Genomic DNA, 11,525 nt, shown 5'->3' on the forward strand with positions numbered 1-11,525 from the left:
TGGTGTGTCCAGTTATATTTATCCCGCTCTGTGCGGGTTTACTGAATACTTACGAATAACTTTTATCAAAATCGATTATAAGAAAAAAATGTTAAACGATTATGAGATCCGCTGCTGCGTTTGCTCCGGAATCGTCCGGCAAGGCGGCGTGCAGCCGAACATTTTGCGGAAAGCGCTCTATTCCCCCAACCCGTTCTTGTGCGCGTAAATCGCCGCCTGCGTGCGGTCCTCCACCTCGAGCTTCGCAAAAATATTCGTGATATGGTATTTCACGGTCTTGATGCCGATAAACAGGTCGTCCGCAATGTCCTGGTTCGACTTCCCTTGGGCGAGCAGCTTGAGCACATCCATCTCGCGGTCGGTCAGCTCCTCGTGCAGCGGCTTGCGATCCGGTTTTTTCGGTTCGCGGAACCGGTTCATCATTTTGGCCGCCACCTGCGATTCCAGCACCGACTGCCCGCGCGCCGCGGCGCGGATCGCGTCGGCGATCTCGGTCGCCCGCGACGTTTTCAGCAAATAGGAGAAAGCGCCGGCTTCAATAACCGGGTAGATTTTGCTGTCGTCGACAAAGCTGGTCAGGACGATCACCTTGCAGTCGGGACAAAGCTCGAGCATCTTGCGCGTCGTCTCGATGCCGTCCATCCCGTCCATGACGAGGTCCATCAGCACGATATCCGGCTTATAGGCTTGCGCCAGCCGTACGCCGTCGAGGCCGTTGCTCGCTTCCCCCACAACCTCGATGCCGTCCTCCGTATCAAGCACCGCCGCCAGTCCGATCCGCACCATCTCGTGGTCGTCGACCAGCAGCACTTTAATGGGTTGCTCCATCCCGTTCGTTCCCTCTTTCGTTCGTGATGACGGGCAAACGGATGTCAATGCCCGTTCCCTCGCCCGGCGCGCTGTGCAAATGCATCGTACCGCCCATTTCGTGAACCCGCTCCTGCATCGTCAGCAAGCCGTAGGACGTTTGTTTCTTGTCATCGGTGTCGAAGCCAACCCCGTCATCCTGCAGCGTCAGCCGGATTTGGCGGCCGTGCAGGCGAAGGCCGATATCCATCCGCGTCGCCTTGGCATGCCGCAGCGTGTTGGAGAGCGCCTCCTGCACGATGCGGAACAAATGATCCTCCGCCTGCGGCAGTAGCGCAACCGTCGAATCCACCTCGAGATTGATCGTCATCGGCACCTTCTGCCGAAGCTCCTCGATCAGACCCTCCAGCGCCAGCGCAAGATTTTTGCCATCCAGGTGGATCGGCCGCAAATGCAGCAGCAGCGCGCGCATTTCCGACTGGGCGACGGAGGCCATCTCCTCGATCAGCTCCACCTGCCGCCGCGCCCGCTCAAAGTCCTTGTCGAGCGTCCGCTTGACGGCGGTAGCGGTCATTGAAATCGCGAACAGCTGCTGGCTGACCGCGTCGTGCAGCTCGCGCGCGAGCCGCTCCCGCTCCTCGATGACCGCGCTGAATTTGACCTGCTCGGTCCATGCCTTGTCTTCCGCCGAAGGTTCCTCTTCGCTCTCGCGCTCGTCCGCGTGCCCGGGCAGCGTTACCGTCCGCCTTTTGCGCCGCGGCTGCTCGCTGAGCCGCAGAATCGTCTCCTTCAGCCTTAAGCCTTGCACATAGCTGTATATCGCTGCGCCCGCGAGGCCGAGACCGATTACCGACAGCACGATGGCCGCGAACCGCTCCTGCAGCGCGAACACCTTGACGTAGCCGGTGCTTTGAAGCACGAGCACAAGCAGGCCCAGAATAACGAGCAGCCATAAGGCCGTTTCCGCAGCGGTTCGTTTCGCATGCTTCGGCGTTCGCCCCGGCTTGCCCGCTCCTCTCTTGACCGACATGCAGTCCGTCACCCTTTCCGCCGGTTCCGTCTCTCTTATATACGAATAATGCCATTATCGAGTTTTCGGCATTTGTTGTAAATACCGTTGACCGCTGTCATGCAACGCCACACCGCGCGCTGGGAGCCGCGCGCGGTGCGAAGGTTTATGTATGCGGCCGGCCGCATGGAGAGAGCCGCGGAACACCCGGGTCGGGTGCGCCGCGGCCTTTCCGGCCGGTCCGACGGCTGCTGCTCAGCCTGCAGTGCGGTTCGACGGCGGCGGCATACCGGCCGGTCGGACGGCGGCGGCTCAGCCTGCCGGCCCGGCCGCCACCGTTGCCTGGCGTCGCTCGTTATTCGCCTGCCGGCTGGTTCAGCCTGCTCTTCAGCGCCTGCAGCTGCTCTTCGACCTTCAGCTGCTTCTCCGCATCGACCGTGCTGTAGCCGGCCGTCGTCTTGAACAGGCCCGGCGCGCGCATGACTTCCGCTTCGGCTTCCATCTGCATGATTTTCTCTTCCATCCGGTTGAAGCCGCGGGCCGCGTTGCCGCTTTCGATCGTGTGCGCGCCTCCGATTTGCGACATTTGCTTCTGCGCCTTCGCCATTTGGGAGCGGGCAGCCAGCTCGTTGCGCTTGTTGCGGAGCTGGTAGAACTCCTCTTTCATCTCTTGAAGCTGGACAATCAGCTCGTCTGCCTGGCCTTTGGCTTGCGCATGCAGGTCGCTGTATTCCGTCGTCTTCTGATCGAAGAAAATTTTCTCCTCCAGCAGTTTGCGCGCCAGCTCCTCGTGTCCGCCGCGGATCGCGTGCTCGGCCTTCGTGCCGCGGTCTATCGCATGGCGCGCCGCTTCCTCGAGGCGTTGCTTCATGCGCCGCTCGTTCGCCATTTGCTTCGCTACCGTAACTTCCGCCTGATGAATCTCGGCCTCCATGTCGCGGAGGTATTGGTTCAGCATGACGACCGGATCCTCCATTTTGTCCAGCATCTCATGCAAGGTGGCTTTCGTCATTTCCTTCATTCGTTTGAAAATTCCCATTGTGTTATTCCCCTTTCTCGAGTTTCGCCAGTTTGGCTTTCAATTCTTCAATTTCGCGGCGGAGCGCTTTTTTCTCCAAATCGTCCATCATGGCGTCAAGATTGCTTGGGCTTTGCGGCGGCGCCTGGTGCCCCCCGTGCGGCGTGCCATGAGGCGGCACATGCGAGTGCGAGCCTTGGTTCTGCCAATTGCTCCACGTCTGGCCGCCGCCGTACGCGTTGTTCGGGTTGCTGTAATAACCGCCGCCTCCGCCATAGCCGCCGTATCCGCCGGGGCCTGGGCCGAATCCGCCGTACATCGGCGGCTCCTTCGGTACGACCAGCGAGGCCAATATATAGACAAGGATGAATCCTCCGCTTGTGAACACCGCCAGCACGATGGCCAGAATCCGCAGAAGCGTCGCGTCGACGCCCATCGCCTCCGAAAGGCCGCCGCAGAGGCCGAACAGCTTTTTATCCCGTGTGGACCGGTATAATTTCCTCAAGTGATTCAGCCCTCTCTCTCTAATTTGCGTTTCAACTGCTGCAGCTCCTGCTCGACGATCGATTGCACCGTGCTGCCGGCCTGCGTCAGAAACTCCTGTCCGGCGCGGCGCAAATCCCGCAGGCTTCTCGCTTCATGCTCCATATCGGAGATGCGGTCGTCCAGCCGGCGGAACATGTTGTCGGGCTGCCCGGCGGCGCCATGGACGCCGTAGCGCTGGTTCATCCGCTGCTGCAGCCGGAGCGACTCCATCCGGGCCGCATAGAACTCGCGCTTGTCGTACACCGACTGATATTCGCTGCGAAGCTCTCTCAGAAGCTCCTCGAGCTCCGTTACGTTTAACCGGCCTTGCTCATACAGCTCTTTATATTGGACCGCGCGCTGCTCATGGCTTTGCTTCTCCTGGAGCGCGATTCTCGCAATATGCTCTTCGCCGGCTTTCAGCGCCGTGATCGCCTGCTGTTCCCGCTTGTCCTTCTGCTGCTCGGCCTGGAGCCACTGCGCCTTCAATTGACCGGCGTGCGCCGAGTATTGCTGGTACAATTTCTCCGCCTGCAGAATCTCCTCCCGCGTCGACCAGAGAAACTGATCGATCAGCCGGACCGGATCCTCGGCCTTCTCCAACCGTTCGTTCAAGGCGGCGACCGTTATGTCGCGCACGCGTCGCATCAAACTCATCGTATATCCTCCGCTTCCTCGGATCTAGTTATTGCGATTGCTTTGTTCGGTTCTCTTGGGCAACTCGTTCAGTTCGTCAACTCATCCCGGTGGTTCGCATGGTTCAGATGGTTCGGTAATTTGCGTTCGCTTCGTGCGATCAACAAGCCCGTTTGCGTCTGAGCATCGAAACGCCCCATACGATCAAGCCGACCGCCAGAAGGAAGAAAATCACTCCGGACAGCTTGCCGATCAGGATAATGATGCCGAAAGCGAGAAGCACGCCGCCGATCATTTTCTTGCCGTTCTTGATGCCGAGTACGCCAAGGCCGATCAGGATCAGAGGGAAAAGGAAGCCGAATACCGGGCCGAGAAATGCCCCGAACGGAAGTCCGAATACCTTCAGCACCATCACGATACCGAGGAACGTGAGTACCGCGCCGATTGCCGTTTTGCCGTTCATCGAATGTCACCGCCTTTCTTTTATGTATCTCGTTCGCTTATGTCTTTATTCTAGGTGGAAAAAGCATTCGCCAAAACCGACCTGCGGCGGTTTTTGCGCCTGGACTCGAGTCGGGGGGGAGCCGGTACCTGCGGCCCTAGACCCGGCAACTTGTCAATCTAAGTTTCGCCGTGTCCCGCCCGCGTCCGCCCGTGTCCGCTGTGTCCGGCTGTGTCCGGCTGTGTCACGCCAGTGTCCCGGCTGTGCCCGGCTGTGCCCGGCTGTGTCCGGCCGTGTCCTCCTTCCGCCGCAGCTTCCATCCCCTCATATCTGCTGTCCATGATTTCCCTACCCCCTCTTATCAAGCCGGGCTGTGCAAACAGCACCATGAAGTGCATTTTATACACCTTATTTCTCCGTTTCAGCCGAATTCGGCCTGGCCAAGTGCAAAACCTGCACCTCAAACACGCGAAATGACTGATTTCGGGCATTTTGCGCAAATCATAGTGCAGGTTTTGCACCTCAGGCGCTGACACCGTAGCCGACTACAAATTCAAAGTGCAGGTTTTGCACCTTGTACCACCCCCGATCGTCTCTCGTTTTCCGCGCATGCGAAAAAACCGTACCCCGACGACTGCCCCGTCAAGATACGGTCTTCCTTGCAACTCGTTCCGCCTCTAATCACGATACTGTTTCTACTTACCCTCCGGCCTGCTTCCCCTGCTTCGCCTGCCTGGCCAGCTTCGCCAGCGCGCGCAGCGCCGCTTCGATCTCGCGGTCCACCGCTTCGGCGACGACGTTGCGGTGCGGATCGTATTCCTCATCGACCGCGGTCGAATCGCCGTCGAGCGCCACGATCGCGCCGGCCCGCGCGCCTCTCAGCGCCGCCACCACATAGAGCGCGGCAATTTCCATCTCGACCGCCAGCACGCCGGCCTGCTTATAGGTTCGATGCGGCAGCTCGACGACACCGCTGAAGAACGCGTCCATCGTCAGCGTCACGCCCTTGCCCACCGCCCCTTCCCCCGGCACGGCCAGCGCCGCCTCATACAGCGCTTCCGTCACGGCTCCGTCAGCCACCGCGGGGAATGCCAGCGGCACCAACTGCCGCGTCAACCCCTCCTCACGCACCGCCGCCGTGCTGACTATCAGGCCGCCGGCCCTCAGCCCGTCGGCCAAAGCGCCGGCCGTGCCGACGCGGATGATCGTCGTGACGCCCGCCTTGATCATTTCCTCGAAGCAAACCGCCGCTCCCGGCGAGCCTACGCCATGGCTTACCACCGCCACAGGCACACCGTCATACTCACCCGCAAACGTACGGTATTCACGCGCATAAGCCAGCTCCTTCGCGTCCGTCAGCTTGCGCGCGATCGCCTCCGCACGGAACGGGTCGCCGCATACAAGCGCATGAGCCGGCATATCGGCGGGATCGACCCGCAATATCGGCAGCAAAGCCATCTCAATCGAACTCCTTCTTCGTCCATTCGTCCTCCGGAATCGGAAGCGCCTCGCCGGAGAACCGCTGCTCGCGAAACGGGTCGGCCGTATTATGAAAGCCGTTGCGCTCCCAGAAGCCTGGCCGGTCCTCCTTCATAAACTCGATGCCTCGCACCCACTTCGCGCTTTTCCAGAAATACAGATGGGGGATGACCATACGCGCCGGAAAACCGTGCTTGTCCGTCAGCGGCTTGCCGTCATAACGGAAGGCGAGCAGCACATCGTCCCCCATGAGATCGTCGAGCGGCACATTCGTGTCGTAATCCTGGTCGGCATGGAACATGACATGTCGGGCTTCCGGATCGACGTCCAGCAGCGCGGCCAAGTCACGAAACCGCACGCCCTCCCATTCCGTGTCGAACTTGGACCAGCGCGTCACGCAGTGGATGTCGCAAACGGTGCCCGTTTGAGGCAGCGCCTGCAGCTCCTCCCATGTAAAAGAACGCTCCGTCCCCACGGCGCCGAAGACGGAAAGCCGCCAAGCCGCCAGATCGTACGACGGCACCTCGCCTTCATGCAAAATCGGAAAACGTTCCGTAAGCGCCTGCCCGGGAGGCAGCCGGTCCCTCAGGCTGCCGTCTACGTTCGGCCGCGGCGCCTTCACCTTTTTCAGCTTGTCTGCCTTGCCGTGCATCCCGCATCCCTCCCGCAATATGATGATGAAAGCCAAGCTATCGGCCGATCCGGCCGGATTGGCGCAAATACGCCCGGTCCTTGAAAAAGAACATCACGACGATCGTTACCGCATAGGGCACCATCATCGTAAAATGCGTGGGCAGCGCGAACCCTTGCAGCCGGATGCTGACCGCGTCCATGAAGCCGAAAAGCAGGCTGGCCGCCGTTACGCCCAGCGGATTGCTTTGACCGAGCATGGTCGCGACGAGTGCGATGAAGCCGCGTCCGGCCGTCATATTTTCGGTAAAAAGCGTCACCTGTCCGAGCGACAGCTGCGCTCCGGCCAATGCGGACAAAATACCGCTCGCCACGACGGCGCCGTATTGATACCGCTTGACCTTCAAACCCAGGCTTTGCGCAGCTTGCGGACTTTCGCCCGCCGCGGTCATCCGGAAGCCGGACACCGTGCGGAATACATAGTAATGCAGCGCCGCAGCCAGAACAAATGCCAGATAGACGAGCGGAGAATGGCCGGACAGCACGTCGCCCAGCACCGGAATATCCTGCAGCACGGGGATGTCCCAGACCGGCAGCCCGGCCATTTCCTTATCGTAATACTGACCCTTCACACCGAAGATCGCAAACAAGCTGAAGGCGGTCAGGCCCGCTGCCAAAAAGTTCAGCGCAATGCCGACGACGATCGCATTGGCTTCCAAATGTATGCTTAAATAACCGAATAAAAGCGAGACCAGCGCCACGCACAAAACTGCGAACAGAATCGCCAGCAAGACATTGTCGAACAGATGGTTGCCGAGTATGGCCGTAAACGCGCCGGTCAGCATCATCCCTTCCAGAGCCACGTTGAAAATGCCGACGCGCGCGCACAGCGCACCCCCAAGGGCGGCGAGCAGCAAAGGCGTCACCATCCGGATCGTGGAGCTGAGCAGCGTCCAATCAAGAAACGCGTCCATCGGCAGCCCTCGCTTTCCTGCTTTTGATGAAGGAGAATGTGATCCTTGCCGATACGAACAAAATAAGGGCGGCCTGGATCACACTCGATATTTCGAGCGGAACCTCCGTATTGCGCTCCACGCCCATGCCTCCTGTCTGCAGCGCCGCGATCAATACCGCCGCGAACGCCGTGCCGAGCGGATTCGAGCCGGCCAGCAGCGCCGCCATAATGCCGGACCACGCATACTGCGGCGCGGTCAGCATATTGTCCATATAGCGGTACTGTGTGCCGAGCACCTCGAACGTCCCGGCCAGGCCCGCGATCGCGCCGCTCGCGAGCATGCTCGCCACCATCAGCCGTCCCCGGCGGACGCCTCCGTAAGCCGCGAACAGCGGGTTGCTGCCGAGCATGCGGATTTCATAGCCTTTTACCGTATAACGGAGAAACAAGGCGAGCAGAATCGCCCCCAGCACCGCAACGATAAACCCGGCATGAAGCGTCGTTCCTTGAAAAAGCTTCGGCAGCCAGACGCCCTTGTCCAGCATCTCGGTCTGCGAGGCGCCGGAGCCGCCCTGCGCTTTCAAGGGGAACGACACCATATAACCGGCGAACAACGTCGCAATATAATTCAGGAGCAGGGTCGTGATCAGCAAATTCAACCGAAACCGAATATCGAGCCAGCCGGCAAGCGCCGACCAGAGCCCGGCGGCCAGCATACCGGCCAGAATGGCGTATACGAGCTTAAGCAGCGGCGCACCCGGTATGTATAATGCGGCGACGGCGGCGGCAAGCGCGCCCAGATTCATTTGGCCTTCGGCGCCAAGGTTGAAAAAACCGGCGCGAAAAGCCAGCGCTACACCGAGACCGGCCAGTATGATCGGAGTCGCCCGGGTAAACGTCCCGGTGGTAAAATAAAAATTTCCGAATGCGCCCTTCCACATCTCGGCATAGGTTTCCGTAATCGAGCCTCCGACTGCCGCGATCGCAACCGCCCCGGCCAACAGTCCGAGCAGCACTGCCGTGAGAGGCGGGAGCAGCGCCTGCACCGTTGCCGCCATATTAAGCCGTTTCATCGGCTTTCCCTCCCGCCATCAACAGACTGATTCGTTCCTCTGTCGCGTCTTCCGCATCCATTTCGCCGGCGATTCGCCCTTCGTACAGCACGATGATCCGATCCGAAAGCTTGAGAATCTCCGTCAGCTCGGAGGATACGAGCAGCACCGCTCCGCCCTCGTCGCGGCGCTTGACCAGCGCGTCGTGGATCGCTTCCATCGCTCCGACATCGACGCCGCGCGTAGGCTCCGCCGCGATAACGAACGGCGACCCGTGCGCCATTTCTCTCGCCACGATGAGCTTCTGCATATTGCCGCCCGACAAATGCTTCGCCTTCGTGTCGATCGAGCCCGTTTTTACCTTGTAATCGCTCACCCAGCGAGCGACCGTTTCCCTTATTTTCCCCTGACGCAGCAGCCCGCCCCGACTGAATATGCCCTGATGGCCCATCACGCCGTTATCCGCAACGGTTTCTTCCTTCGCCGCTCCCCATAAATAGCGGTCCTCCGGAATATGCCCCAGCCCGGCTTCCCGGATCGCCATCGGTTCGGCTCGGGTCACATCTTTGCCGTCCAACACAATTCGGCCTTCGTCTATCCGGCGCAAACCGGCTATCGCCTGGATGAGCTCCGACTGGCCATTGCCGGAAATGCCGGCCACGCCGACGATCTCCCCTGCGCGAACGCGAAACCCGATCCGGTCGAGCAGCACTTTGCCGCCCTTCGGACCTTTCACCGTCACGCCGCGCACGTCGAGCACATCGCGTCCCGGCTGCAGCGGCATTTTGCGGAACGGCACCAGTTCTCTGCCCACCATCATGCGCGACAGCCCCGCGGGGTCGGTCTCGCCCGGCGCAACCGTTCCCGTTACACGGCCGTCGCGCAGCACCGTTATACGGTCGGCGGCCTCCATGACCTCCTGAAGCTTATGGCTGATCAGTATGAAGCTGATCCCCTGCTTCGACAAGCCCTTGATCGCTTTCAGCAGCCACTCCACCTCAAGCGGCGTCAGCGCGCCTGTAGGCTCGTCCAAAATTACGATGGAGGCGCCTTGGTGCAGCACCTTCAGAATCTCCACACGCTGCTGAATCCCGACCGGACAGTCGGCCACCGTTTGCCATGGATCGACGGGCATGCCGTATTTTTCGGAAAGCGCCCTGACCTGCTCCGCCGCCGCTTTCCGGTCAAAGGCCGGCCCGGCCTTCGGCTCGCGTCCGATGACGATGTTTTCCGCTACGGTAAAAGAGGGGAACAGCATAAAATGCTGATGCACCATGCCGATACCGGCGCCGATCGCATCCGCGGGGGAAGCGAATTCCCTGGCTTGTCCGCGGATCAGAATCCGTCCTTCCGTCGGCCGTTCCTCTCCATACAGAATACGCATCAATGTGGATTTGCCGGCGCCGTTCTCACCGACAAGCGCATGTATTTCACCCTCGCGCAGTGTAAAATCGACTTCATCGTTTGCGGTTAAACTCCCATACCGTTTCATTATTTTCTCCATCTGCAGCAGCATGAACCGTACGCTCCTTCCGCCCAAGAAATACCGGAAACCGGAACAACAGAAACCGGCTGCGACAGTTGGCAACCGGTTCTCGTTTGCATATTCCATTTTACCCGTCGGAACGCTTATTGAGCCAACGGGTTTTTCACTTCGATCGTGCCGGCAACAATGTCGTCACGGATTTTTTTCAGCTTGTCCACGTTCTCTTGACCGATGAACGGGCTGAGCGGAGAAGAAGATTCCGCCGTTACGAACGTCAAACCTACACCGTTCTCCTTCAAGCCGTAGTTCACGCCGCCGTAAGTAAAGTTGCCGGAAGTGAAATCCTTGGCCGTTTCATAAACAACCGTGTCCGTTTCCTTCAGCTGCGACAGCACGATACGCTCGGGGTCTTCACCCGTGCGGTCGGTATCCTGACCGGACGTGTAGAAGCCTTTTTCTTTAGCAGCTTCGAACACGCCGGAATCACCGACTGCGGACATACCCGCGATAAAATCGGCCCCTTGCGACGACTGCAGCAGCGCCAGCTCCTTCGCCTTCGCCGGGTCGGTAAAGCTGCCGACATAGTTCACCAGGAACTTGGCGTTCGGGTTGACCGATGCCAAGCCCTGCCCAAAGCCGGATGTATACTTGCCGAGCAGCGGCACGTCCATCGCTACGATGGCGCCGACGGTATTCGTCTTTGTCGCAAGGCCCGCCGCCGCGCCGAGCAGGTAGGCGGCCTCGTGTTCGCGGAATTCAATGCTGCGTACGTTCGGTGCATCGACGAAGCTGTCGACAATCGCGAACGGCTGGTCCGGATTCTCGGCCGCAACCTTGGCAAGCGCATCAACTGCGGAGAATGCCGCTGTGATGATCAGGTCGTAATCTTCGGCAACGGCCGCGCGCAGATTCTGCTCCACTTGGGACGGATCCGCCGACTCGATAACCTTCGCTTCAAAATTGAACTCCACGGCCGCTTTGTTCAAGCCTTCTTCCATTTGGGTGAAAAACGGGTTAACACCAATTTTCTCAGGCGTTACAAGCGCGATGCGCTTCTGCTCTTCCGCCGCACCGTTGCCCGCACCGGCATTCGTGCCGGCATCGGTTCCCCCGTTCGCCGCCCCGTTACCGCTATTTCCACCGTTGCCGTTGTTGGCGCCGCATCCTGCAATCAACGCCGCAACCAACACCAATACGGTTGCCATAACTGACCATCGCTTCATGTTTGTTTCTCTCCTTCTCGTTTAAAGTGCCACTTTTAAATGTAGTGGCTTTTATTGCCTGCTGTCAATGTCAGGTTAAGTCAAAATCGACAAAATTCGACTCTTGCTCGACAGCCGTACGACGGATTACTGAAGCTTATACGATTAGATGCTCGTCTTTACTATACTACAAAAAAACTCCCTGAACACATGTTCAAGGAGCTTCATATTCAACATGGATTCGGAAAGTAACCTCTTGAAAAGTTGAATAAAGCGCGTCAAAT

The 11,525-nt window shown here is 59.4% G+C and carries 13 protein-coding genes; all 13 read right to left on the reverse strand.

The window, feature by feature from the left end:
* Positions 1–177: 177 nt before the first annotated feature.
* Positions 178–828, reverse strand: a complete 651-nt coding sequence (locus RWM61_RS19220) for a response regulator transcription factor (protein WP_314003829.1) — start codon at positions 826–828, stop codon at positions 178–180.
* Complete coding sequence (locus RWM61_RS19225; RefSeq protein ID WP_314003831.1) at positions 812–1,837, reverse strand: sensor histidine kinase; 1,026 nt, start codon at positions 1,835–1,837, stop codon at positions 812–814. The genes RWM61_RS19220 and RWM61_RS19225 overlap by 17 nt, the downstream gene beginning before the upstream one ends.
* Positions 1,838–2,171: 334 nt before the next feature.
* A complete protein-coding gene (locus RWM61_RS19230; protein ID WP_314003833.1) occupies positions 2,172–2,855 on the reverse strand; it encodes a PspA/IM30 family protein in 684 nt (227 codons plus the stop codon).
* Positions 2,856–2,859: 4 nt separating this feature from the next.
* Complete coding sequence (locus RWM61_RS19235) at positions 2,860–3,339, reverse strand: PspC domain-containing protein (RefSeq protein ID WP_314003835.1); 480 nt, start codon at positions 3,337–3,339, stop codon at positions 2,860–2,862.
* Positions 3,340–3,344: 5 nt separating this feature from the next.
* Complete coding sequence (locus tag RWM61_RS19240; RefSeq protein ID WP_314003836.1) at positions 3,345–4,016, reverse strand: PspA/IM30 family protein; 672 nt, start codon at positions 4,014–4,016, stop codon at positions 3,345–3,347.
* A 139-nt stretch (positions 4,017–4,155) separates the two neighbouring features.
* Positions 4,156–4,458, reverse strand: a complete 303-nt coding sequence (locus RWM61_RS19245; RefSeq protein WP_314003838.1) for a LiaF transmembrane domain-containing protein — start codon at positions 4,456–4,458, stop codon at positions 4,156–4,158.
* A 158-nt stretch (positions 4,459–4,616) separates the two neighbouring features.
* On the reverse strand, positions 4,617–4,778 hold the full coding sequence (locus RWM61_RS19250) for a hypothetical protein (RefSeq protein WP_314003840.1): 162 nt from the start codon (positions 4,776–4,778) through the stop codon (positions 4,617–4,619).
* Positions 4,779–5,136: 358 nt separating this feature from the next.
* A complete protein-coding gene (locus tag RWM61_RS19255) occupies positions 5,137–5,895 on the reverse strand; it encodes a purine-nucleoside phosphorylase (RefSeq protein ID WP_314003842.1) in 759 nt (252 codons plus the stop codon).
* A 1-nt stretch (position 5,896) separates the two neighbouring features.
* Positions 5,897–6,568, reverse strand: coding sequence for a sulfite oxidase-like oxidoreductase (locus RWM61_RS19260; RefSeq protein WP_314003844.1), 672 nt, complete (start codon positions 6,566–6,568; stop codon positions 5,897–5,899).
* A gap of 37 nt (positions 6,569–6,605) precedes the next feature.
* Entirely contained in the window at positions 6,606–7,520 is a 915-nt protein-coding gene (locus tag RWM61_RS19265) for an ABC transporter permease (protein ID WP_314003846.1), read from the reverse strand.
* A complete protein-coding gene (locus RWM61_RS19270; RefSeq protein ID WP_314003848.1) occupies positions 7,504–8,574 on the reverse strand; it encodes an ABC transporter permease in 1,071 nt (356 codons plus the stop codon). The genes RWM61_RS19265 and RWM61_RS19270 overlap by 17 nt, the downstream gene beginning before the upstream one ends.
* Entirely contained in the window at positions 8,561–10,069 is a 1,509-nt protein-coding gene (locus RWM61_RS19275) for an ABC transporter ATP-binding protein (protein ID WP_314003851.1), read from the reverse strand. The genes RWM61_RS19270 and RWM61_RS19275 overlap by 14 nt, the downstream gene beginning before the upstream one ends.
* A gap of 113 nt (positions 10,070–10,182) precedes the next feature.
* On the reverse strand, positions 10,183–11,262 hold the full coding sequence (locus RWM61_RS19280; RefSeq protein ID WP_314003853.1) for a BMP family protein: 1,080 nt from the start codon (positions 11,260–11,262) through the stop codon (positions 10,183–10,185).
* Positions 11,263–11,525 lie beyond the last annotated feature (263 nt).

It is taken from the genome of uncultured Paenibacillus sp. (assembly GCF_963515335.1).
In the GTDB taxonomy this organism is placed as follows: domain Bacteria; phylum Bacillota; class Bacilli; order Paenibacillales; family Paenibacillaceae; genus Paenibacillus_I.

What these genes read in the sequence shown, in the direction of transcription:
- RWM61_RS19270 (WP_314003848.1), bottom strand. Translation starts at nt 8,574, where the DNA reads ATGAAACGGCTTAATATGGCGGCAACGGTGCAGGCGCTGCTCCCGCCT.
- RWM61_RS19260 (WP_314003844.1), bottom strand. Translation starts at nt 6,568, where the DNA reads ATGCACGGCAAGGCAGACAAGCTGAAAAAGGTGAAGGCGCCGCGGCCG.
- RWM61_RS19225 (WP_314003831.1), bottom strand. Translation starts at nt 1,837, where the DNA reads ATGTCGGTCAAGAGAGGAGCGGGCAAGCCGGGGCGAACGCCGAAGCAT.
- RWM61_RS19255 (WP_314003842.1), bottom strand. Translation starts at nt 5,895, where the DNA reads ATGGCTTTGCTGCCGATATTGCGGGTCGATCCCGCCGATATGCCGGCT.
- RWM61_RS19275 (WP_314003851.1), bottom strand. Translation starts at nt 10,069, where the DNA reads ATGCTGCTGCAGATGGAGAAAATAATGAAACGGTATGGGAGTTTAACC.
- RWM61_RS19250 (WP_314003840.1), bottom strand. Translation starts at nt 4,778, where the DNA reads ATGGACAGCAGATATGAGGGGATGGAAGCTGCGGCGGAAGGAGGACAC.
- RWM61_RS19245 (WP_314003838.1), bottom strand. Translation starts at nt 4,458, where the DNA reads ATGAACGGCAAAACGGCAATCGGCGCGGTACTCACGTTCCTCGGTATC.
- RWM61_RS19265 (WP_314003846.1), bottom strand. Translation starts at nt 7,520, where the DNA reads ATGGACGCGTTTCTTGATTGGACGCTGCTCAGCTCCACGATCCGGATG.
- RWM61_RS19280 (WP_314003853.1), bottom strand. Translation starts at nt 11,262, where the DNA reads ATGAAGCGATGGTCAGTTATGGCAACCGTATTGGTGTTGGTTGCGGCG.
- RWM61_RS19240 (WP_314003836.1), bottom strand. Translation starts at nt 4,016, where the DNA reads ATGAGTTTGATGCGACGCGTGCGCGACATAACGGTCGCCGCCTTGAAC.
- RWM61_RS19220 (WP_314003829.1), bottom strand. Translation starts at nt 828, where the DNA reads ATGGAGCAACCCATTAAAGTGCTGCTGGTCGACGACCACGAGATGGTG.
- RWM61_RS19230 (WP_314003833.1), bottom strand. Translation starts at nt 2,855, where the DNA reads ATGGGAATTTTCAAACGAATGAAGGAAATGACGAAAGCCACCTTGCAT.